The sequence below is a fragment of the Nocardioides sp. ChNu-99 genome, from assembly GCF_029493445.1.
Classification (GTDB): domain Bacteria; phylum Actinomycetota; class Actinomycetes; order Propionibacteriales; family Nocardioidaceae; genus Nocardioides.
This window is the reverse complement of sequence record NZ_JAHWBL010000031.1, coordinates 1-20,781: the sequence shown is the minus strand read 5'-3', so window position 1 is coordinate 20,781 and position 20,781 is coordinate 1. Positions and strand designations below refer to the sequence as shown.

Below are 20,781 nucleotides of genomic sequence, written 5' to 3'. Positions count from 1 at the left end.
GCCGACTCAGCTGTAGAGCGAGCCGACGTTGACGACCGGCTGCACGCCCGCGCCGCCGACGATGACGGTGAGCAGGTTCGAGGTCATCGCCGCCCGCCGCTCGGGGTCGAGGGCGATGTCGGTGTCCTCCTCGAGCCGGGCCAGGGCGTCGCCGACGATGCCGACGGCGCCGTCGATGACGACGCGCCGGGCGTCGAGCACGGCCTGGGCCTGCTGGCGCTGCAGCATGGCCCCGGCGATCTCCGAGGCGTAGGAGAGGTTCGACAGCCGCACCTCCAGCACGTCGAGCCCGGCCAGGTGCACCCGGGCGTTGACCTCCTCGGCGAGCTCGTCCGCCACCTTCTCGCCGTCCTCGCGCAGGGTGACCTCGTCGCCGTCGACCGGCAGGGCCTCGTCGTCGGCCAGCTCGGGCGAGACGATCGCGGCGATGCGCTCGGTCTGGTGGTCGTAGGGGTGGCGGGCGACGACCTGGCGCAGCGCCGACTCGGCCTGGCTCTCGATGAAGTCGCGGTAGTCGTCGACGGCGAAGTGGGCCTTCGCGGTGTCCTTCACCTGCCACACGACGATCGCCGACACCTGCACCGGCGAGCCGTTGCGCTCGTTGACCTTGAGCGTCTCGGTCTCGAAGTTCAGCACCCGCACCGGCACCTTCGGGCGCAGCGTGAACGGCACCGTCCACGCCAGGCCCGTCCGGCGGATCGTGCCGAGGTAGTTGCCGAAGAAGACGACCACCCGGGTCTCGCCCGGCGCGACGACGGCGAACCCGGTCGACACGACGAGCGCGGCCAGGAGCACCAGGGCGCCCAGCCCGGTGAGCGCGGCACCGGCGACGCCCGGGTCGTCGGCGAGCCGGACCAGCCCGGCGACGAGTGCCGCCGTACCGCCCGCCAGCATCAGCACGAACAGCGCCAGCACCGGCCAGCCGCCGACGGCCGGGCTGCGCCGCTCGTCGATGTCCAGCCGCGTCTCGTCCTCGGTGATCGCCATGGTCGTCCCCCTCCCGGCCGGCGTCCGTCGCCGGCCCTCAAGGAGAATGTAGCAGAGTGATATCACTTTGCTAGTTCCCCGTGGCGGGCGAGGAGGTCAGGGCAGGAGGAGGACGACGGTCTCGGCCACGCACGCGGGCTTGGCCTCGCCCTCGATCTCGATCGTGTAGCGCAGCAGTGCCTGCTTGCCGGCCGGCAGGTCGGCCACGTCGCCGAGCGCGACGTGGGCCCGCACGCGGCGTCCGACCAGCAGCGGCTGGGGGAAGCGCACCTTGTTCACGCCGTAGTTGAGCTTGGCGCCGGGGGTCTCGAACGCGAAGACCAGGCTGCCGAGCCACGGAACGAGGGAGAGGGTGAGGTAGCCGTGGGCGATGGTGCCGCCGAACGGCCCCGCCGCCGCGCGCTCGGCGTCGACGTGGATCCACTGGTGGTCCCCGGTGGCCTCGGCGAAGGTGTCGACCCGCTGCTGGTCGATGGTGACCCACTCGGAGGTGCCGAGTTCCTCGCCGGCGGCGGCGGCGACCTCGTCGAGCGTGGTGAACGTGCGCATGGTGACTCCTGTCGGCGGTGGTGCGGGCGGGTACGGGCGGGCGTGGGGCGGGGTCGTGCGTCGATTCCCGCTCGGGACCCTAGCGGCTGAGAGGATGAGCCATGGCCGAGACCACACCCCCCTCCGCCCCCGCCCCGCTGACCCGGGAGCTGGTGCGCCGCGCCCCCAAGGTGCTGCTCCACGATCACCTCGACGGCGGCCTGCGCCCCGCCACGATCGTCGACCTCGCCGCCGAGATCGGTCACGAGCTGCCGGCCGGCGACCCCGCCGGTCTCGCCGACTGGTTCGCCGAGTCGGCCGACTCCGGCTCGCTGGTGCGCTACCTCGAGACCTTCCGCCACACGGTGGCGGTGATGCAGCGCCGCGACGCGATCACCCGCATCGCCCGGGAGTGCGTCGAGGACCTGTCCGAGGACGGCGTCGTGTACGCCGAGATCCGCTACGCGCCCGAGCTGATGACGGAGCAGGGCCTCACGCCCGACGACGTCGTCGCCGCGGTGCAGGCGGGCTTCGACGAGGGCATGGCGCTCGCGGCCGAGGCCGGGCGCCCGATCGTCGCCCGCCAGATCCTCACCGCCATGCGGCACCAGGCGATGTCGCGGGAGATCGCCGAGCTGGCCGTCGCGTGGCGCGACCGGGGCGTCACCGGGTTCGACATCGCGGGCGCCGAGGCCGGCTACCCGCCCACCCGCCACCTCGACGCGTTCGAGTACCTGCGCCGCGAGAACGCGCACTTCACCATCCACGCCGGCGAGGCCTTCGGGCTGCCGTCGATCTGGGAGGCGCTGCAGTGGTGCGGCGCCGACCGCCTCGGCCACGGCGTCCGGATCATCGACGACGTCGAGGTCGGCCCCGACGGCCAGGTGCGCCTGGGCCGGCTCGCGAGCTACGTGCGCGACAAGCGCATCCCGCTCGAGATGTGCCCGAGCTCCAACGTGCAGACGGGCGCCGCGTCGTCGATCGCCGAGCACCCCATCCGACTGCTCGCCGACCTGCGCTTCCGGGTCACGGTCAACACCGACAACCGGCTCATGAGCCGCACGTCGATGACCGAGGAGATGTGGCTGCTGCACACGGAAGCCGGCTTCGACCTCGGCCGGCTCGAGTGGCTGACGACGAACGCCATGAAGTCGGCGTTCACCCACTACGACAAGCGGTACGCGCTCATCACCGAGGTCATCAAGCCCGGGTACGCGGCACTGCGGTGACGCCGGCCCGGCGGCGCGCCAGGGGGAGGGCGCGCCGTACCGGGGCCCGGCGGGGATCACCACCGGCGGTGAGCGTCGGCAGCACGCCGCCCCACACGTGCGGCCACCCCAGCGCGCGGGCCTCGCTGCGGGTGACCTCCCCGCGGGTGACGCGCACCGTGCCGCCGCGCCCGGGCTGGTAGGCCACGAGGTGGTCGTCGGCCGCGTCGAGCACGAGCACGACGTGGCGCGGCAGGAGGCGGGTGCCGACGTAGAGCGGCACCGGGTGCCCCGCGTCGAGCGCCGCGGTCATCCGCTCCCAGAAGTCGTCGCCGCGCGGGGTCCAGGCGTACGTCGTGCCCGGCCGCCCCGAGACCAGCCGCAGGTGCCGCGCGAGGGCCCAGGGCGCCGTACCGAGCCGGGTCGGCCACGGCACCTGCGTCTCGCCCGCGAGACGGGCGCCGGCCGTCACCCGCTGCACGGCGAGCGCCTCGGCGTGCAGCCGGGGGAGGAGGTCGGCGTCGCCGAGCACCGCGGCGGCGTACGCCGGGGAGTGGTGCAGGTGGGCGGCCACCAGGCAGCAGGACCCGCAGGTCGTGCCGTCGGGCTGGCGGAACAGCTCCAGCGCCGCCCCGAGCGACGACCGCGCCGCCGGCGGGCGGGAGTCGGTGGCCGCGACGAGGTCGCGCAGGGCCGCGAACGCGTCGTGCGTGGAGGCCGGCGTCGCGCCCCGCGCCACCGCGTGGGCGACCACGTCGCGCTGGGCGCGGGCCAGCGCCATGCCCCGACGCAGCAGCACCAGCGGCGGCTTGCGCCGCTCGTGCAGGTCGCGGGTGAGGCGCCGCCAGAAGGTGACGGCGGGCGGCTGGGTGAGGCAGTACGCCGCGGCCAGCAGCCCCCGCTCGGCGCAGGCGGCGATGACGTCGGCGGCGAAGATCCCCTCCGCCACGAAGAGGGGCGACCCGCCGAGGTCGAGCACCCGGGAGCCCGTGCGCCCGTTCGCCGCGATCTCGTAGACGGGCACCTCGGCCCGCCCGTCGCGGCACAGGGCCTCCAGGGCGGCCATGGCGTCGTCGGGCAGCCACGAGTCGGGGTGGTCCCAGTCGACGAGGCCGGCGTTCGCGCCCTCGGTGATGTGCGGCAGGGCGGGGTCGTCACCGTCGCGGTAGAAGTCGTCGAGCCGGAGGACGGGCAGACCCAGGCGCTCGGCCAGGCGCGACTTGCCCGACCCGGAGGGACCGGCGAGCACGACGACCCGGGCGGACGGGGGAGCGGTGGTCACGGGCGGGCGGTGCGGGGGCGGAGGGGTGGTCGGCCGGTCGTCGTCGGTCGGCGCGACTCAGTAGGAGCCGGTGGACGGGCCGCCGCCGAGCAGCGCGCGGCTGCCGGAGACCCCGAGGCGCGTCGCGCCCGCGGCGACCATGGCCCGCGCCTGCTCCAGGGTCCGCACGCCGCCGGACGCCTTCACGCCGACGCCCGGGCCGACGGTCTCGGCCATCAGCCGGACCGCGTGCTCCGTGGCCCCGCCGGAGGGGTGGAAGCCGGTCGAGGTCTTCACGAAGTCGGCGCCCACGCCGGCCGCGACGGTGCAGACCGCGACGATGGCGTCGTCGGGCAGGGCCGCCGACTCGATGATGACCTTGAGCACGGTGGGGGCGGGCACGGCGGCCCGCACGGCCGCGATGTCGGCCCGCACGTCGTCGTACCGGCCCTCGATCGCCGCGCCGACGTCGATGACCATGTCGACCTCGTCGGCGCCGTTGGCGACGGCCTCGGCCGCCTCCGCGGCCTTCACGGTCGAGGTGTGCTTGCCGCTGGGGAAGCCGCAGACGACGGCGACGGCCAGGTCCGCGGGCACCTCGAGGGGGAGCATCGAGGGGGAGACGCAGACCGAGTAGGTGCCCAGCTCGGCGGCCTCGGCCACGAGCGCGTCGACGTCGGCGCGCGTCGCCTCCGGCTTGAGCAGCGTGTGGTCGATGAGGCGGGCGATCTCGGCGGGGCTCGCGGCGGGGGTCTCGGCGGTCACCGGGTCAGCATAGGTGCCCGCGCCGTCGGCCCCGCCGGTCGGGCGCTCAGAGCCCCGCGGCCTCGCGGACGCCCTGCTTGAGCGCGTCGAGACGCTGCGTCGCGACGATCCGGGCGGCCGCGACGCCGTCGCCGGCCCCCTCCTCGACGGGGACGACGACCTCGAGGTAGCACTTGATCTTCGGCTCCGTGCCGCTCGGGCGGACGATGACGCGCGCGCCGTCGGCGAGCCGGTAGCGCAGGCCGTCGGTGGGCGGCAGCTCCGCCGTACCGAGGGACAGGTCGGTGGCCTCGAGCACGGCCAGCCCGCCCAGCTCGACCGGCGGGGTGGTGCGCAGGCGCGCCATCGCGTCGCGGATGACGGCCAGGTCCGCGACCCGCACGGAGAGCTGGTCGGTGGCGTGCAGCCCGTGGGTGCGGGCCAGGTCGTCCAGCGCGTCGAGCAGCGTGCGGCCCTCGGCCTTGAGCGCTGCGGCGAGCTCGCAGAGCAGGAGCAGGGCCGAGACGCCGTCCTTGTCGCGCACCGACGACGGGTCGACGCAGTAGCCCAGCGCCTCCTCGTAGCCGTAGGCGAGCCCCTCGAGCCGGCCGATCCACTTGAAGCCGGTGAGCGTCTCGGCGTGCGGCTGGCCCGCGGCGGCCGCGATCTTGCCCAGCAGCGACGACGAGACGATCGAGCACGCGAAGACGCCCTCGACGCCGCGGGAGAGCAGGTGGGCGGCCAGCAGGGCGCCGACCTCGTCGCCGCGCAGCATGCGCCACGAGCCGGAGCCGGTGCCCGGCACGGGTACGGCGGCGGCGCAGCGGTCGGCGTCGGGGTCGTTGGCCACGACGAGGTCCGCGCCGACGCGCACGGCGAGGTCGAGGGCCAGGTCCATGGCGCCCGGCTCTTCCGGGTTGGGGAACGCCACCGTCGGGAACGCGCCGTCGGGCTCCTCCTGCGCCTCCACCACCGACGGCTCGTCGAAGCCGGCGGTCTCGAGCACCTGGCGCACGGGGACGCCGCCGACGCCGTGCAGCGGCGTGTAGACGATCCGCAGGTCGCGCGGGCCGTCGTCGGGCAGCTGCGCGACCGTGTCGAGGTAGCGGTCCACGACGGCGTCGTCGAGCACCCGGCCGGGGCCCCCGCGCGGCACGTCGGCGAGCGCCCCGACCCGGTCGATCTCGGCCGCGATGCCGCTGTCGGCGGGCGGCACGATCTGCGAGCCGTCGCCGAGGTAGACCTTGTAGCCGTTGTCCTCCGGCGGGTTGTGGCTCGCCGTGACCATCACGCCCGCGACGCAGCCGAGCTCGCGGATCGCGTACGCCAGCAGCGGGGTCGGCAGGGGGCGCGGCAGCAGGAGCGCCTTGAGGCCGGCGCCCGTCACCACCTCCGCGGTGTCCCGGGCGAACACGTCGGAGTTGCGGCGCGCGTCGTACCCGATGACGACCGAGTCCTCGTTGCTGGCGCCGTTGGCCCGCAGGTACGCCGCCAGGCCCGCAGCGGCGCGCAGCACGACGACGCGGTTCATGCGGTTGGGTCCTGCGCCCAGGGCGCCGCGCAGGCCCGCCGTACCGAACTCCAGCGTGCCGTCGAAGCGGTCCGCGAGGTCGGCGGTGGCCGCGGCGTCGCCCTGCTCCGCGGCGTCCAGGACGCCGGCGAGCTCGGCGCGGGTCGCCTCGTCGGGGTCCTCGGCCATCCAGGCCCGGGCCCGGTCGGCGAGGTCGGTGGGGAGCGGCGTCGTCATGGGCGGCACGGTAGCCGGTGCCAGGATGGGCCGGTGCCCTCCTCGACACCCGGTCCCGAGCTCGCCGCCCTCCAGGCCGCCCACGAGGCGCGCCTGGCGGAGGTGGACCCGCTCGTGCGGGTCGCGGAGCTGCCGGAGGGGCGGGTGCTGGTCGACGGCGATGTCGGCGCCGTCGCCACCACGACGACCACCGACTCGCTGTGGGTCGCCCGGCGGAGCCACGCCCTGCACGTGCGCGCCGCGGCCCCTGACGGCGCGGCCTGGGGGCGGGTGCTCGACGCCTGGCTCGCGGAGCTGGCCGGCGACCCGGCCGCCACCGACGACGAGACCGCGGCCGCGGTGACGCTGGCCAGCCGCGACTCCGCCCTCGTGGCGCCGCTCGTGCGGCGCCACTTCGGGCCGGCCTCGGTCCTCGCCGTGCGGATCCTGGACCGGCCCGACCCGGCGGGCTGGCGCACGCCGCCCGACGGGGTGGTGGTGCGGCCGGCCGGCGAGGCGGACGTGCCCTGGCTCCTCGAGCGGACTCTCGACCTGCACCGCTGGGAGACCCGGTTCGGCTCCGTGCCGGAGCGTCCGGACGCCCGGGCCTCGCTGGCCCCCGAGCTCGCGGAGGCGCTGGCACGGGACGAGGGGTGGACGTGGGTCGCGGAGGTCGACGGCTCGCCGCTGGCCTTCTGCCAGGTCAACCCGCCCGAGCCCGCCGCGTGGGCGACCGGGGCCACGTGGCTCGCCCCGGCCGGCTACCTCGTGGGGGCGTACGTCGACCCCGCCCACCGCTCGGCGGGCCTCGGGCGGGTGCTCGCCGCGACCGCGCACGCCCGCGCCGTGGACGAGGGTTGGGCCGCCCTGCTGCTGCACCACGCCGGCGTCAGCCCGTGGTCCGCGCCCTTCTGGGCGTCGGTGGGCTACCGGCCGCTGCTCACGACGTGGCAGCGGCGCCCGGCGCTGCGTCCCGGGCGGGAGGGCTGAGGCGTGGGCGCCTACGTGTTCACCGAGCGGTGGCACCTGCCGCACGCCCCGGAGCGGGTGGCGGCGGTGCTGGGCGACGTCGAGGGGTACGCCGCGTGGTGGCCGCAGGTGCGCGCCGTCGTCCCGCGCGGCCCTGACGACGCGGACGTCGTCGCCCGCTCGACCCTGCCCTACGAGCTCCGCCTGCACCTGCACGCCCGCGTCCGCGAGCCCGACCTGCTCGCCGTGGACGTCGACGGCGACCTCCGGGGCGAGGCGCGGTTCGCGCTCACCCCGGAGGCTGCGGTCGGTGGCGGCCCGGGGTGCCGGGTGGACTACCACCAGGAGGTCGACCTGGCCGGGCGGCCCGGGCGGGTGCCCGCCCCGCTCGTGCGCCTGGCCGACCCGCTGCTGCGGTGGAACCACCACCGGATGATGGAGGGCTGCCGACGGGGCCTGCTGGGACGCCTGTCGGGGACGGACGCGGCCTGAGCCGTCAGGCGTCGATGGTGGACATGTCGCCGTACCGCTGGCCCACGACGGCGTCGCGGGGGACGGCGGCCTCGAGCTCGGCGACGAGGTCGGGGGTCAGGTCGACGGACAGCGCGGCGGTGTTCTCCTCCAGGTAGCGGACCCGCTTCGTGCCCGGGATCGGCGCGACGCCCACCTCGGGGCCCGAGCGGGCGAGCACCCAGGCGAGCGCGAGCTGGCCGGGGGTGCACCCCAGGCGCTCCGCGACCTCCCGGACGCGGGCGACGAGCACCAGGTTGGCGTCGAGCGCGCCGTCGGCGAAGCGGGGGAAGTAGCCCGAGCGCCGGGAGTCGTCCGCCGGCAGGTCGTCGGGGCGCGCGATGGTGCCGGTCAGCAGGCCGCGGCCGAGGGGGGAGTAGGGCACGAGGCCGATGCCGAGCTCGGCCAGGACCGGCCACACGGTGTCCTCGAGGTCGCGGGTGAAGAGGGAGTACTCGCTCTGCAGCGCGGTGATCGGGTGCACGGCGTGGGCGCGGCGGATGGTCTCGGCGCCCGCCTCGGACAGGCCCAGGAAGCGGACCTTGCCGGCCTCGACGAGCTCCTTCATGGCGCCGACGGTCTCCTCGATCGGCACGGAGAAGTCGACGCGGTGCTGGTAGTAGAGGTCGATGTGGTCGACGCCGAGGCGCTGCAGGGAGGCGTCGCAGGCGGCGCGGACGTACTCCGGGCGGCCGTTCACGCCGAGCCCGGTGCCGTCGGGGAGACGCTCGTTGCCGAACTTCGTGGCCAGCTGCACGGCGTCGCGCGGCTGGGGCGCGGAGGCCAGGGCGGCGCCGACGAGCTGCTCGTTGGTGAAGGGGCCGTACATGTCGGCCGTGTCGAGGAACGTGACGCCGAGGTCGAGCGCGCGGTGGATGGTGCGCGTCGCCTCGGCCTCGTCGCCGGTGCCGTAGAACTCCGACATGCCCATGCAGCCCAGGCCGAGGGCGGAGACGGTCAGGGGCGCGGCGGTGCCCAAGGTGGTGAGGGGCGGCGTGGTGGTGGACGGGGTGGTGTTGTCGCTCATGTCCTCCAGTGAAGACCTTCGAGCGCGCTCGAGGTCAAGCGTCCTGCTCGAGCCGGTCGACGTAGATGCCGATCTTGCGGTCGATGGCGCCGAGGTGCTCGGTGGTCTCCGCGAGCTGGCGGAGCACGGCACGGCGGTGGGTGCGCAGCAGCTCGAGCCGCTCGGCCTCGTTGCCGTCGCCGGCGCGCACCAGGTCGGCGTAGCGCCGCACCTCCCGCACGGGCATCCCGGTCGAGCGCAGCCGGGTCACCATCTCGATCCAGCGCAGGTCCTCGGGCCCGTAGCGGCGGTGCCCGGTGCTGGCCCGCCCGACGGGCACGAGCATCAGCCCGTCGCGCTCGTAGTAGCGCAACGTGTGGGTGGTCAGGCCGCTCAGGGCGGCCGCCTCCGCGATCGAGTACGACGTGCTGGTCTCCGGCAGGGCGCTCACCGGCCCAGTGTCGACCTTCGAGTGCGCTCGAGGTCAAGGGCCGACACTCGATCCGTCCTCACCGGCGGGGCCCAGGGTGCGCAGCAGGGCGGCGAGGGGCGGCCAGGTCGCCCGGCCGGTCCGTGTGACCGCGTAGGCCTGGAGCAGCACCTCCGGGTCGCGCAGGGGCACGACGCGCACACCCTCGCGCAGCACCGAGTCCTCGGGGAGCAGGGCGACGCCGAGCCCGGCGGCGACCAGGTCCTGGACGAGGTCGAGGTTGTCGGCGCGGTGGGTGACGTCGGGGAGGAACCCCGCCATCGAGGCGAGCGTGCGGACGACGTCCTCGTCGGCGGTGCCGCGCGAGTTCACGATCCAGGGGGTGGAGCGGAACGCCGTCACGACGTCGGTCGCCGACCCGGTCGGGGGCGCAGTCTCCGCAGGCACGCCGAGCCCCCAGGTGGTCGACCACAGCCGGTGTGCCACGAGCGACCGGTCGAGCGTCGTCGGCGCCAGGTTGTAGTCGTAGGTCAGCGCCAGGTCGAGGTCGTCGCTGAGCAGGAGAGCGTGCGCCTCGCCCGGCTCGTACTCGCTGACGAGGAGCCGCACCCGCGGGCACGTGTCCGCCAGCGTGTGCAGGGCGGGCAGGAGGCTGCGCCGGACGGCCGTCGCGAACCCCCCGGTGCGGAGGGTGCCCGCCGGCTCCGCACCGGGATCGAGAGCGGCCCGTGCCGCTTCGACGGCCGCCAGGATGGTCACGGCGTGCTCGACGAGGCGCCGGCCGGCCGGCGTGAGCCGCACCCGCCGGCCGTGCGGTTCGAGCAGGGGGGCGCCCACCTCGTGAGCGAGCGCCGCGAGCTGCTGCGAGACCGTCGACGTGGTGGACCCGAGCTCGTCGGCGACCTCCCGCATGGACCCCAGGCGGGACAGCGCGACCAGCAGCTCGAGACGGCGTATGTTCACCCACCGATTGTCAGGCATGGACGGACGGTCCGTTCATGATTCTCGCGTGGACGCGGACGGACCGGCTGGATCTACTGGGCGCGTGTCCACCGCTCGCACCGGCGCCTCGCTCGCCCTCGCCTCCATGCTCTGCGTCCAGCTCGGCATCGCCGTCTCGGTCGGCCTCGCCGGGCGCGTCGGTCCGGACGGAGCCGCGTGGCTGCGGCTCGTGTGGGCCGGGCTCATCACCCTCGTGGTGCTGCGCCCTCGGAGGGGATCGATGTCCGGGCGCGCGCTGCGGACCTGCGTCGCGCTCGGTGTCATCACCGCGGGCGTCACGATGCTCTTCATGGTGGCGGTCTCGCGGCTGCCGATGGGCACGGCGAGTGCTCTCGAGTTCCTGGGTCCGCTCTCGGTGGCGGTGCTGCGTGGTCGCGGCGTGGTCGCCCGGCTGGCCTGGCCGCTGCTGGCCGGGGCCGGGGTCCTGCTGCTGACCGAACCGTGGCGCGGCGACGTCGACGTGTTCGGCGTCGCGGCGGCGCTCGCGGCGGCTGCCTGCTGGGCGGGCTACATCGTGCTGACCCAGCGCGTCGGCGACGAGGTCGAGGGCGTGCAGGGCCTGGCGGTCTCGATGCCGGTCGCGGGACTCGTGGCGACCGGCACCGTGCTGGTGCTGCCGGGCAGCGACCTCGCGGGGGTGCTGACCTGGGAGGTCCTGCTGCTCGGCGCCGGCCTGGCCGTCCTGCTGCCGGTGGTGCCCTTCGCGCTCGAGATGGTGGCGCTGCGCCACCTCACCGCAGCGGCCTTCGGCACGATCATGTGCCTGGAACCGGCCATCGCCCTCGTCATCGGACTGGTCCTGCTGGGGCAGCTGCCCGGCCCGGGGGCGGTCGTGGGCCTGGTGCTCGTCGTGGCCGCAGGCCTCGGGGCCGAGCGGTCGGGTGCGCGCGCCGCCGCCGGCGAGGACGACGCAACGGAGCAGGTCGTGGTCAGCGCCTCGGGCGACGAGCCGGGCACCGTCCCGCGGTGACCCGGCGGGGTGCCCGGCGGGATTTCCGGCCGTGGCCCGGCCGACGCGACGCTCATCGATCCACGTCGAGGTCCGCCCGCTCGTCGGGGCTGGTGATGGTTGGATGCCCCGGTGGGCTGGAACTCGCGAGGAGGACTGCTCGTCGTCGCGGCACTGGTGCTGGTCGCGCTCGGCGGGTGCGGGGTCCCCAGCGTCGGGGAGGTGGCCGTCACCCGAGCCGCCGACGGCACGTACGTCGCCCACGTCAAGATCTGCGAGGGCTCGGAACCGGTCGACGGCCTCACGCTCTACGCACTGCCGCAGGACGGCACCGAGGTCGAGGCGGCGGGCGACGGCGCGGAGCTGCAGCAGGAGTCCGACACCCGGGAGCTGGCCGACGTCGACGCGCCCGGCGAGGTCGCCGACGGCAGTTCCTGGCCGCTCCAGGTCCGGGACGACGTCGTGCTCGGTCCGGACGTGGCCTGGGCCGTCTACGGCTGGACCCACACGAACGAGCGGTCGCTCGACGGCCCGTACGCGCGAGCGTCGACCTGGGCGGACCTCGAGGGCGACGAGTTCCTGCACCTGACGTCGACCGGCGACACCGCTGCCGCTCCCGTGTCGCGCCTGGCGGCGTGGCAGCGCGCCCCCTGCTGGTACCAGTGACGGGCGCACCGCCGGCAGCGACCGCCGGGGGCGTCAGGGGCGCTCCGTGCGACCGCCGAGGTAGGTGACGGCGTGGTCGAGGCCGACCTCCTCCTGCAGGCGCGCCGCGATCGCCAGACCCTCCGCGCGCCACGCCGCGGTGCCCGCCGTACCGGCCCGTGCGTGCAGCCGTGCCCGGCGCCACTGGACGATGCGCCGGTGCGTGGTCGTCGACCTGCTCACCTGCCGCAGGGGCACCGCGACGGGTCGACCGGCCACCGTGCGGGCCAGGTCTGCGCCCTCGCCCTCACCGGCCAGGACCAACGGTCGGGAGCCGGGGCCGTCCAGGCGCCAGACCTCGTGCTCGTCGCCGAACTCGAGCTGCACCAGGCGGGCGAGCTCGAGGGCCCGGACGTGGTGGTCCAGGAGGCCGCCGCGCATCGGGCCGCCGCTCGCCTCGACGCACCACGCCCTGAGTCGGGCCAGCAGACCGTCGCTGAGGCCCAGCTCGGCGGTGTCGGCGGGACCGACGTCGCCCGGGCCGGGCCCGTGCTGCCACAGCGGTTCGTAGTTGTCGTCACTGAAGAACTCGAGGTACATCTCCGCCCTCCCCGGTACGTCAGGCCGGGGACGTCAGGCCGCGGGGCGCGCGGGCCGGTAGCGCACGACGACGGCACCCGAGGCGAGCTCGCGACGGTCCACCAGCTCGAGCCGGATCCGTTCGCGCAGACCACCGAGCAGGCTGGGGCCGTGCCCGGCGAGGACCGGCTGCGCGAGGAGCTCGTACTCGTCGATGAGCCCCAGGTCCGCCAGCGCGGTGGGGAGCGTCACGCCGCCCACCCACAGGCGCCCACCCGGCTGCTGCTTGAGCCGCCGGACGGCCTGCCCCACGTCGCCCCGCACCAGCTCGGCGTTCCAGTCGACCTCGCCCAGCGTGCTCGACACGACGTACTTCCTCGCCCCGTCGATGGCCTCGGCGAACGGGAGCTCCCACGCGGCCACCCCGTCGGGCCACGCGCCCGACCCCGGCCGGCGCCACGCCGACTCCATCATCTGATAGGTCACCCGGCCGAGCAGCAGCGCGTCGGCCCCCGCCATCTCGGCGGCCCAGTAGCGCATCGACTCCTCGTCCGGGGGGATCCCCGCCTCGTGCGAGACCGAGCCGTCCAGCGTGACGTTGATCGAGTAGCGGAGCGGTCTCATGGTTCTCCCCGGGTGGACGGTGTGAGTCGGACGGTCATCAGACGGCTGCCGGTGACGTTTCTCATCGGTGACGCCCCCGTGCCCCCGTCGGACGACGCCGCCGCCGGACCCGAGGGGCTGCACGGCCCTCGCCGCCGCAACCGAGCAGGACTGCGGGATAGCGTCCACGACGCGTGCTTCGACCACGCGTCGGCGTCGGCGCGTCTGAGACCAGGAGACCACCGGTGTTCCGTCACGTCCCCGTCCTGCCCGTGGTGGTGCCCCTCGGCGTCATCGTCCTCGTCGCGCTCCTGGAGAGCCTGCGTCGCCGCCGCAGCCTCTCCCTGCCGCGAGCGACCGTGGCCGTGGCGTTGTCCGTGTACGTCGCCGGAGTGGTCGCCAACACCGTCTTCCCCATCTACCTGGACAAGCCCGGCCGTGACGCGTCGTGGGACGACTTCCTCGTCCTCGTACCGCTCGCCGACTACGAGGTCGCCGACGCCGCGATGAACGTCGCCGTCTTCGTGCCCGTGGGGGTCCTCGTGCCGCTCGTCCTCGTCGGGGCCTCGTGGGGGCGCGTGCTGGCGATCGCCGCGGCGTCCAGCCTGGGCATCGAGGTCGTCCAGTACGCGACGGCCCACCTGCTGAGCGGTGGCCACATCGCCGACGTGAACGACCTGCTCTTCAACGTCGCGGGCGCCCTGGCCGGCTTCGGAGCACTCCGGCTGCTCACGCGGATCTCGACCGTCGTCGCTCTGCGCGACCGGTTCAGCTGGCACTGAGGGGTCGCACGAGCGGTCGCGCCAGCTGCTCGGTCACGACACCGAACCGGGCCGTCGCGATCCACCGCAGGGTCCGCGCGGCTTTACGGAACCTTGACGCCCCGTCGCCGCCGCGTCGCGAGCACGACGGCGGGGCCGACGGCGAGCAGGGCGGCGAGGGCGACGTACCCCAGGGAGAGGCCGGCGACGGTGGCCACGGCGGCGACGAGGAGCGGCCCGCCGGCGTCGCCGAGCTCGCGGCCGAGCTCGGCGGTGCCCATCGTCTGCCCCATGCGTTCCGGCGGGGTGGACGCGGCGAGGGCCGCGAACCCCAGCGGCGTGATGACGCCGGTGCCCGCACCGACGAGCACCGCCGCGAGCAGCAGCCCGGCCACGTCGGGCACCAGCGGCGCGAGGAGGCCGAGGGCGGTCACGAGCAGCCCCACCCCCAGACCGGTGCGCACGTCGAGGCGCCCCGCGTCCAGCGCGCGACCGGCGCGCGGCTGCACGACGGCGGCCGTCGCGGCCAGCAAGGAGACGGCGGCGCCGGTGACGACGGGACCGAGACCGGCGTCCGCCCCGGTGACGGGGAGGAAGCCCACCCCCACCGACAGGGCTGCGGTCGCACCGGCGAGCGCGGCCGTGGGGACGAGGAAGCCGCCGTCCCCCAGGCGCCGCGCGAGGTCGAGGACCGTCTGGCGCGTGCGGGGCAGCGGGGGTACGGCGGGCACCGCGAGCAGGGCCCACACCGCGACGGCGAGACCGAGCGCGGCGGTCACCGCGAAGAGCAGCCGCAGCCCGCCGACGTGGATGAGCACGCCGCCGAGCAGCGGACCGAGGGTGTAGCCGACGCTCTTGAACGAGCCGTAGGAGCCGAACACCCGCCCGCGGCGGGCCGCCGGGTTCAGCCGTGCGACCAGGGACGAGGCGGCCGGGGAGAACGCCGACGCGGCGGCGCCCTGGCCGAGGCGAGCCGCCCACAGCCAGGCGGGGTCGTCGGCGACCACGAAGACCGCCGACGCGGCGGCGAAGCCGACGAGACCCGCCACGAGCACCGGTCGCGCCCCGACGCGGTCGGCGACCGTCCCGAACACCGGCTTGAGCAGCACCTCCGCGCCGTCGTAGAGGGCCAGCAGCAGTCCGAGCGTCAGCAGGGAGGGCACGACGCCCCCGGAGCCGGTCCCGAGGCTCGCGGCGACGGCGTGCGCCCCGAACGCCGTCGTGAACCCTGCGGCGTAGAGCGGCCACATGCGGGGGTCGCGCCGGGTCGACGGCGGGGCGGAGGCGCCCTCCGCGGGTGCGGTCGTCACGGCCGGGGGCTCAGAGAGCGGGGCGGTAGTACGTCTCGGTCGCGAACGGACCGCCCACGCGGGCGTCCTCCACGGCGTCCTCCGGTCGCGTCGGCAGCCGGTCGGCCCACGCCTCGGCGTCGTCCAGCGGCTCGTAGCCCAGGGCCCGCCCGGGCGCCAGGTCCCACCAGCCCCGGGTGTTGGCGGACACGCCGTACAGCACGGCGAAGCCGGGAGCGGGTGCGGTGAGGGCGGCGAGGACCATCCGCACGCAGTCGTCGGGGGACAGCCACGTCGCGAGGTTGCGGCGCGTCGCCGGCTCCTCCAGGAACGAGCCGATGCGGCACGCCACCGCGTCGATGCCGTACCGGTCGGCGTAGAGGGCCAGCACGGCCTCGGCCGCGACCTTCGCGACGCCGTAGAAGGTGTCGGGACGGGGCGGCGTCGTGACCGGCAGCGGGTCGGCGGGGGAGTACGGCGCGTGCGGCGTGCCCCCGACGGCGTGGTTGGAGGACGCGTAGACGATGCGGTCGACGCGGTGGGCCCGCATGGCGTCGAGCAGCGCCGCGGTGGTCGTCGTGTGCGACGTGAGCGCCTCGACGAGACCGTCCTCGTCGGGGTTCCCGGCGAGGTGGACGACGGCCTGCACGGGGGCGCCGGCCTCCGCCTGGGCGTCGAAGGCGGCGAGCACGGCGTCGGCGTCCGCGCACTCCAGCGTGTGCCAGGGCAGCGTCCAGCCCTCGGGCTCCGGGGCGCGGTCGGCGCCCACGACGTCGTGGCCGGCCGCGGTCAGGCCGCTCACCACCACCCGACCGATGCTCCCGGCCGAGCCGGTGACGAGTACGCGCACGGCGCCCACCCTAGGGGCGGCCCCGCCTCAGCGGCGGTACGACGCGAGGTCGGCGCCCAGCTCGCGGAAGAGCGCCTGGTTGAGGTCGAACGCCACGCGGACCTCGTCGACGACGCGCTGCTTCTCCTCGACGGTCAGGTCGAGCGCGTCGAGCCGGGCGCGGTAGGCGTCCTTGTACGGCTTCGGCTTGGGGATCGCCGGGAAGGCGTAGAAGGCCGTGCCGACGCCCGCCTCGAGGTCGAAGGCCCGCGACAGGATGCGGCCGATGGCCTGGCCGCCCGAGAGGTCGCCGAGGTAGCGCGTGTAGTGGTGGGCGACCAGCAGCGGCGCCCAGGCGGCGCCGGCGCGCACGCGGGCGGCGTACGTCGCGGCGGCCGGGCTGTCCACGGTGCGCGGTCCGCCCGGCGCCCAGTGGTCGAGGTCGGCGTCGATGGCCGCGAGGCGCTCCAGGTCGGTGTCGAGCACGGCGGCCACGGCCGGGTCGTGGGCGTGCGCGCACACCGTCTCCTCGATCGCGGCGTAGACCTGCCGCAGGCGCAGCAGGTAGGCGGCGTACCCCGCCTCGTTCACGCGGCCGGCCAGCAGCTCCGACATGAAGGACGAGTTCTCCGCCGCGGTGTGCTCGGCCTGCGAGCCCTCCCGCATGACGGTGGACAGCGGGGCGTCGAGGTCGGGACGGGTGAGGACGGTCATGGCGGGCTCCCGGGTGGGGCGGTGGGCGGTCGGGGCAGGGGGTGGGACGCGGCGCTGCGTCCGGAGGAAAAGATGCTGACAGAGTGTCGACATGTTCTCGACAGTCTGTCAAGATGTCGCCCGGCGGTAGGCAAGGCTAGCCTCACTTCGGTTAGGGTAACCTAAGTCGACCGCTCGGGGTCGGCACGTTGCCACGTCCCCGTCCTCGACCACGAGAGCCCGCGAGAATGCGCCCTGTCCTGCGACCCCGCCCGTCGCGTCGCCCGTCCCGTCGGCCCTCCCGTCGGCCGGCCGGCCGGACGGCGCTCCGTCCGACCCGCGGGGGCGTCACCGCCGCCCTGGCGCTCGTGCTCGCGGCGGCGCTCGGTGGGTGCGGCTTCGACGGCGTGGGCACGGCGGACGACGGCCACGCCGGCGCCTCCGGGCCCGCGGCGCCGCCGCTCGCCGACGTCACGCCGCTGGACGACGTGCGCGACTGGGAGGGCGAGGTCTCCGCCGTCCTCCCCGAGACGCCGGTCGAGCCGGTGGGGGACCCGACGCCGGAGCTGCCCGTCACCGTCACGGACGCCCAGGGCACGGAGGTGGAGGTCACCGACGTCAGCCGGGTTCTCGCGCTCGACGTCTACGGCACCCTCTCGCGCACGGTCTTCGAGCTCGGCCTCGGCGAGTCGCTGGTGGGGCGCGACGTCAGCACCCAGTTCGCCGAGGCCGCCGATCTGCCCCTGGTGACTCAGAACGGCCACGACCTCAACGCGGAGGCGATCCTCGCCCTCGACCCCACGCTGATCATCACCGACACCTCGCTCGGCCCCTGGGACGTGATGCTGCAGATGCGTGACTCCGGCATCCCGGTGGTCGTCGTCGACTCCCACCGTGGCCTCGACAACCTCGCCAGCCTCACGGGTGAGGTCGCGACGGCGCTGGGCGTGCCGGGGGAGGGGGAGCAGCTCGCGGAGCGCGTCGAGGCCGAGGTCGCCGGGGTGACCGCGCAGATCGCGGAGGTCGCCCCGACGAGCCCCGGCGAGCAGCTGCGCACCGTCTTCCTCTACGTGCGCGGCACCTCGGGGATCTACTACATGTTCGGCGAGGGCTCGGGCGCCGACGCCCTCATCACCGCCGTCGGCGGGTACGACGTGGCCGAGGAGATCGGCTGGGCCGGCATGCGGCCCGTCACGGACGAGGGCATCATCGCCGCCCAGCCGGAGCTCGTGCTGATGATGACGGACGGCCTCGACTCGGCCGGCGGCGTCGACGGCCTGCTCGAGCGGTTGCCCGCCCTGGCCGCCACGCCGGCCGGCGAGAGCCGCCGGTTCGTCGACATGGCGGACGCCCAGATCCTCGGCTACGGCCCGCTCACCGCCCAGGTCCTCAACGCCCTCGCCGTCGCCGTCTACGCGCCCGGGGAGGTGGCGTGACGACGACGCTGCAGCGCGAGGTCGCGGCCACTCCTCGCGGCCGGGTCCGCTCCGTCACCGGAGGCATCGGTCTCATCGGTGTCCTCGCGGCGGCGCTCGTCGTGGCCTGCGTGCTGTCCGCGGCCACGGGCCAGTTCCCCATCCCGCCCGGCGAGGTGCTCGGCTCGGTGCTCCACCGGCTCGGGCTCGACCTCGGCCCGCTGCCCACCCACCCGCAGGCCGAGAACAACCTGTGGAACGTGCGCTTCCCGCGCGTCGTCATGACCGCGATCGTCGGCGCCGCTCTCGCCACGGCGGGCGCGCTCATGCAGGGCGTGTTCGGCAACCCGCTGGCCGAGCCGGGCGTCGTCGGGGTCTCCTCCGGCGCCGCGGTGGCGGCCGCGACCGTCATCGTCTTCTCGCTCGACTTCGCCGGCAGCTGGACGATCGCCGTCTGCGCGTTCGCCGGGGGGCTCGTCACCACGCTCGTCGTCTACGTCATGGCCCGCGACGACGGACGCACCGAGGTGGTGACCCTGGTGCTCACCGGGGTGGCGGTCAACGCCATCACCAGCGCCGGCTTGTCGTTCCTGCTCTTCCTGGCCAACACCTCGGCCCGCGAGGAGATCGTCTTCTGGACCCTCGGCAGCCTCAACGGCTCCCGCTGGGCGGAGGTGCAGGTCGTCACGCCGCTCGTCGTCGTCGGCGTGGTGGCCGCGCTGGTGCTCGCCCGCCAGCTCGACCTCCTGGCCCTGGGGGACCGGGCTGCGCGCCACGTGGGCGTCGACGTCGAGCGCCTGCGCATGATCTGCATCGTCCTGGTCGCCCTCCTGACCGCGGCCGGGGTCGCGTTCTGCGGCGTCATCGCCTTCGTCGGCCTCGTGGTCCCGCACCTGGTGCGGCTCGTCGCCGGGCCGGGCCACCGCGTGCTCGTGCCCGCCAGCGCGCTGGGCGGCGCCGTGCTCCTCGTGCTCGCCGACCTGTGGGCCCGCACGGCGATCGCCAACGCCGACCTGCCCATCGGCATGCTCACCTCGCTGGTCGGCGGCCCCTTCTTCTTCTGGCTGCTGCGCCGCGCCCGTCGTACGGCGGGGGGCTGGGCGTGAGCGCCGGCCTGCGGGCCCGCGGGGTCGGGGTCGTCATCGACGGCACCCCGATCCTCGACGGCGTCGACCTCGACGTCGCCGCGGGCGAGGTCGTGGTGCTGGTCGGCCCGAACGGGGCGGGCAAGTCGACCCTGCTCTCCGTGCTCACCGGCGACGTCGCGCCCACCACTGGCACGGTCGAGCTGGACGGCCGCCCCGTGGCGTCCTACCGGGCGCGCGAGCTGGCCCGGCGCCGCGCCGTGCTGCTCCAGCAGCAGCGCCTCGCCTTCGGGTTCCGCGCCCGCGAGGTCGTCGAGATGGGCCGGGCGCCGTGGCACCGCTCCGCCGAGGCCGAGCGCGACCTCGAGGTCGTCGCCGCCGCCGAGGAGCGCGCCGACGTCGCCCACCTCGCGACCCGGCTCTTCCCCACCCTGTCCGGCGGGGAGCAGGCGCGCGTCTCGATGGCGCGGGTCCTCGCCCAGTCCACGACGCTGCTGCTGCTCGACGAGCCGACGGCGGCGCTCGACCTGCAGCACCAGGAGGCGGTGCTGCGCGTCGCCCGCGAGGAGGCCGCTGCCGGGGCCGCCGTCGTCGTCGTGCTCCACGACCTCTCGCTCGCCGCGGCGTACGCCGACCGCGTGTGCGTGCTCGCGGCTGGCCGGCTCCGCGCGAGCGGCACCCCCCGCGAGGTCGTCACGCCGGCGCTGCTCAGCGAGGTCTACCAGCACCCCGTCGACGTGGTGGAGCACGCCGGCCACCTCGTCGTCGTCCCCGTCCGCCCGCCCCGGGCGCCGGCCACCGCGCCGGCTGCGGCGGCGCCCGCCGTACCCGTCCCGTCCGCCGACCCGCACCAGGAGCAACCGTGCCCGGCCACCTGACCGTCGCGTCCCGTCGCGCCCCCGCCGCCCTGGCCCTCGTGCTGGCGTCCGTGGGCGTGCTCGTGCCGCTCGCCGCCGCCCCGCCCGCGCAGGCCGCGGCGCGCGTCACCGTCGCCAACCCCGACGGCGACGCCGTCGTCGACGCCACCTACGCGACCACGCTCACCGTCTCGGGCCGCGGCTTCCAGTCGGTCGCCGGCGGCCACGGCGGCGTCTACGTCTTCTTCGGCACCGTCGCGGACGGCTGGCAGCCCACCCGCGGCGGCCGCACCGGGGTCGACTACTTCTACGTGCCCGACTCCGAGAGCCGCGACAACCAGGGCTTCCAGAAGTTCGTCGCCTTCCCGGGCTCCGACACCGCGTCGTCCGCCAACGGCGGCACCATCGCCGCCGACGGCTCCTGGTCGACCTCCCTGGTCGTCCCGGGGGCGACCTTCACGGCCTACGACCGCGCGAGCGGCGAGCGCACCGTCGACTGCCGCGAGGTCACCTGCGGGATCATCACCGTCGGCGCCCACGGCGTCGCCAACGGCACGAACGAGACCTTCACGCCGGTCCGCGTCGCCGACCTGTACGACGAGCAGCCCGCCGCCGCGGCCCCCTCCGCGTCGGAGGGGTCGGCGGGGGCGGGCACCGGCACCGCGCCGGGTGCGGCCGCCACCCCGGGGACCCCCGCCGCGGCCG

23 protein-coding genes are annotated in these 20,781 nt (G+C 75.5%); 10 read left to right on the top strand and 13 right to left on the bottom strand.

What is annotated here, in order from left to right; genetic code table 11:
- Positions 1 to 6: 6 nt before the first annotated feature.
- Entirely contained in the window at positions 7 to 987 is a 981-nt protein-coding gene (locus KK617_RS11620; protein ID WP_277500180.1) for an SPFH domain-containing protein, read from the bottom strand.
- Between the two features lie 96 nt (positions 988 to 1,083).
- Positions 1,084 to 1,536, bottom strand: a complete 453-nt coding sequence (locus KK617_RS11615; protein WP_277500179.1) for a MaoC family dehydratase — start codon at positions 1,534 to 1,536, stop codon at positions 1,084 to 1,086.
- A gap of 101 nt (positions 1,537 to 1,637) precedes the next feature.
- Between KK617_RS11615 and KK617_RS11610 the strand changes: the two genes are divergently transcribed.
- Positions 1,638 to 2,744 carry an adenosine deaminase gene (locus KK617_RS11610; protein WP_277500178.1) on the top strand — a complete coding sequence of 369 codons (1,107 nt, stop codon included), beginning with the start codon at positions 1,638 to 1,640 and terminating at the stop codon, positions 2,742 to 2,744.
- On the opposite strand, the gene KK617_RS11605 is transcribed toward KK617_RS11610, so the two are convergent.
- From KK617_RS11605 to KK617_RS11595, 3 genes are read right to left on the bottom strand one after another with little or no spacing between them, the layout of a single operon-like run.
- Positions 2,716 to 4,005: a hypothetical protein gene (locus tag KK617_RS11605; protein ID WP_277500177.1), complete on the bottom strand. Its 1,290-nt coding sequence runs from the start codon at positions 4,003 to 4,005 to the stop codon at positions 2,716 to 2,718. The two genes, KK617_RS11610 and KK617_RS11605, sit on opposite strands and share 29 nt — an antisense overlap.
- A gap of 57 nt (positions 4,006 to 4,062) precedes the next feature.
- Positions 4,063 to 4,749: a deoxyribose-phosphate aldolase gene (deoC, locus tag KK617_RS11600; protein WP_277500176.1), complete on the bottom strand. Its 687-nt coding sequence runs from the start codon at positions 4,747 to 4,749 to the stop codon at positions 4,063 to 4,065.
- A 46-nt stretch (positions 4,750 to 4,795) separates the two neighbouring features.
- Positions 4,796 to 6,475, bottom strand: coding sequence for a phospho-sugar mutase (locus tag KK617_RS11595; protein ID WP_277500175.1), 1,680 nt, complete (start codon positions 6,473 to 6,475; stop codon positions 4,796 to 4,798).
- Between the two features lie 33 nt (positions 6,476 to 6,508).
- Between KK617_RS11595 and KK617_RS11590 the strand changes: the two genes are divergently transcribed.
- Entirely contained in the window at positions 6,509 to 7,444 is a 936-nt protein-coding gene (locus KK617_RS11590) for a GNAT family N-acetyltransferase (RefSeq protein ID WP_277500174.1), read from the top strand.
- Positions 7,445 to 7,447: 3 nt separating this feature from the next.
- Positions 7,448 to 7,915, top strand: coding sequence for an SRPBCC family protein (locus tag KK617_RS11585; protein WP_277500173.1), 468 nt, complete (start codon positions 7,448 to 7,450; stop codon positions 7,913 to 7,915).
- A 4-nt stretch (positions 7,916 to 7,919) separates the two neighbouring features.
- Here the strand turns inward: KK617_RS11585 and KK617_RS11580 are convergent, their stop codons facing one another.
- From KK617_RS11580 to KK617_RS11570, 3 genes are read right to left on the bottom strand one after another with little or no spacing between them, the layout of a single operon-like run.
- Positions 7,920 to 8,960 (bottom strand): aldo/keto reductase, encoded by a 1,041-nt coding sequence (locus KK617_RS11580; protein WP_277500172.1) that lies wholly within the window; start codon positions 8,958 to 8,960, stop codon positions 7,920 to 7,922.
- Positions 8,961 to 8,994: 34 nt separating this feature from the next.
- Entirely contained in the window at positions 8,995 to 9,390 is a 396-nt protein-coding gene (locus KK617_RS11575; RefSeq protein ID WP_277500171.1) for a MerR family transcriptional regulator, read from the bottom strand.
- A gap of 33 nt (positions 9,391 to 9,423) precedes the next feature.
- A complete protein-coding gene (locus KK617_RS11570) occupies positions 9,424 to 10,350 on the bottom strand; it encodes a LysR family transcriptional regulator (RefSeq protein WP_277500170.1) in 927 nt (308 codons plus the stop codon).
- A gap of 64 nt (positions 10,351 to 10,414) precedes the next feature.
- On the opposite strand from KK617_RS11570, the gene KK617_RS11565 reads away from it, so the two are divergent.
- Both KK617_RS11565 and KK617_RS11560 read left to right on the top strand, forming a co-directional pair.
- Complete coding sequence (locus tag KK617_RS11565; protein WP_277500169.1) at positions 10,415 to 11,341, top strand: EamA family transporter; 927 nt, start codon at positions 10,415 to 10,417, stop codon at positions 11,339 to 11,341.
- Positions 11,342 to 11,452: 111 nt separating this feature from the next.
- Positions 11,453 to 11,986 (top strand): hypothetical protein, encoded by a 534-nt coding sequence (locus KK617_RS11560; RefSeq protein ID WP_277500168.1) that lies wholly within the window; start codon positions 11,453 to 11,455, stop codon positions 11,984 to 11,986.
- Between the two features lie 33 nt (positions 11,987 to 12,019).
- Here KK617_RS11560 and KK617_RS11555 read toward each other — a convergent pair whose 3' ends face one another.
- Together KK617_RS11555 and KK617_RS11550 are read right to left on the bottom strand one after the other, a co-directional pair.
- Positions 12,020 to 12,565: a hypothetical protein gene (locus tag KK617_RS11555; RefSeq protein ID WP_277500167.1), complete on the bottom strand. Its 546-nt coding sequence runs from the start codon at positions 12,563 to 12,565 to the stop codon at positions 12,020 to 12,022.
- Between the two features lie 33 nt (positions 12,566 to 12,598).
- Positions 12,599 to 13,168, bottom strand: a complete 570-nt coding sequence (locus KK617_RS11550) for a dihydrofolate reductase family protein (protein ID WP_277500166.1) — start codon at positions 13,166 to 13,168, stop codon at positions 12,599 to 12,601.
- Positions 13,169 to 13,392: 224 nt separating this feature from the next.
- Between KK617_RS11550 and KK617_RS11545 the strand changes: the two genes are divergently transcribed.
- Complete coding sequence (locus tag KK617_RS11545) at positions 13,393 to 13,929, top strand: VanZ family protein (RefSeq protein ID WP_277500165.1); 537 nt, start codon at positions 13,393 to 13,395, stop codon at positions 13,927 to 13,929.
- Positions 13,930 to 14,012: 83 nt separating this feature from the next.
- Here the strand turns inward: KK617_RS11545 and KK617_RS11540 are convergent, their stop codons facing one another.
- The 3 genes from KK617_RS11540 to KK617_RS11530 are packed head-to-tail and all read right to left on the bottom strand — an operon-like array spanning position 14,013 to position 16,740.
- The gene (locus KK617_RS11540) at positions 14,013 to 15,218 is read right to left on the bottom strand and encodes an MFS transporter (protein WP_277500164.1); all 1,206 of its coding nucleotides are present in this window, start codon (positions 15,216 to 15,218) and stop codon (positions 14,013 to 14,015) included.
- A 10-nt stretch (positions 15,219 to 15,228) separates the two neighbouring features.
- Positions 15,229 to 16,047: an NAD(P)-dependent oxidoreductase gene (locus KK617_RS11535; RefSeq protein WP_277500163.1), complete on the bottom strand. Its 819-nt coding sequence runs from the start codon at positions 16,045 to 16,047 to the stop codon at positions 15,229 to 15,231.
- Positions 16,048 to 16,074: 27 nt separating this feature from the next.
- Positions 16,075 to 16,740 carry a biliverdin-producing heme oxygenase gene (locus KK617_RS11530; protein WP_277500162.1) on the bottom strand — a complete coding sequence of 222 codons (666 nt, stop codon included), beginning with the start codon at positions 16,738 to 16,740 and terminating at the stop codon, positions 16,075 to 16,077.
- A 347-nt stretch (positions 16,741 to 17,087) separates the two neighbouring features.
- On the opposite strand from KK617_RS11530, the gene KK617_RS11525 reads away from it, so the two are divergent.
- The 4 genes from KK617_RS11525 to KK617_RS11510 all read left to right on the top strand — a co-directional run.
- Positions 17,088 to 18,155, top strand: a complete 1,068-nt coding sequence (locus tag KK617_RS11525; protein WP_277500160.1) for an ABC transporter substrate-binding protein — start codon at positions 17,088 to 17,090, stop codon at positions 18,153 to 18,155.
- Complete coding sequence (locus KK617_RS11520) at positions 18,152 to 19,240, top strand: iron ABC transporter permease (RefSeq protein WP_277500159.1); 1,089 nt, start codon at positions 18,152 to 18,154, stop codon at positions 19,238 to 19,240. The genes KK617_RS11525 and KK617_RS11520 overlap by 4 nt, the downstream gene beginning before the upstream one ends.
- Complete coding sequence (locus tag KK617_RS11515) at positions 19,237 to 20,097, top strand: heme ABC transporter ATP-binding protein (RefSeq protein WP_277500158.1); 861 nt, start codon at positions 19,237 to 19,239, stop codon at positions 20,095 to 20,097. Before KK617_RS11520 ends, KK617_RS11515 begins: the two co-directional genes overlap by 4 nt.
- A partial coding sequence (locus KK617_RS11510; RefSeq protein WP_277500157.1) for a hypothetical protein occupies positions 20,082 to 20,781 on the top strand: 700 nt, incomplete at its 3' end. The genes KK617_RS11515 and KK617_RS11510, both read left to right, overlap by 16 nt.

Bases quoted from the DNA above. Each gene is read 5' to 3' on its own strand.
- KK617_RS11595 (WP_277500175.1), bottom strand. From the start codon at position 6,475: ATGACGACGCCGCTCCCCACCGACCTCGCCGACCGGGCCCGGGCCTGG.
- KK617_RS11610 (WP_277500178.1), top strand. From the start codon at position 1,638: ATGGCCGAGACCACACCCCCCTCCGCCCCCGCCCCGCTGACCCGGGAG.
- KK617_RS11550 (WP_277500166.1), bottom strand. From the start codon at position 13,168: ATGAGACCGCTCCGCTACTCGATCAACGTCACGCTGGACGGCTCGGTC.
- KK617_RS11580 (WP_277500172.1), bottom strand. From the start codon at position 8,960: ATGAGCGACAACACCACCCCGTCCACCACCACGCCGCCCCTCACCACC.
- KK617_RS11570 (WP_277500170.1), bottom strand. From the start codon at position 10,350: ATGCCTGACAATCGGTGGGTGAACATACGCCGTCTCGAGCTGCTGGTC.
- KK617_RS11530 (WP_277500162.1), bottom strand. From the start codon at position 16,740: ATGACCGTCCTCACCCGTCCCGACCTCGACGCCCCGCTGTCCACCGTC.
- KK617_RS11615 (WP_277500179.1), bottom strand. From the start codon at position 1,536: ATGCGCACGTTCACCACGCTCGACGAGGTCGCCGCCGCCGCCGGCGAG.
- KK617_RS11555 (WP_277500167.1), bottom strand. From the start codon at position 12,565: ATGTACCTCGAGTTCTTCAGTGACGACAACTACGAACCGCTGTGGCAG.
- KK617_RS11620 (WP_277500180.1), bottom strand. From the start codon at position 987: ATGGCGATCACCGAGGACGAGACGCGGCTGGACATCGACGAGCGGCGC.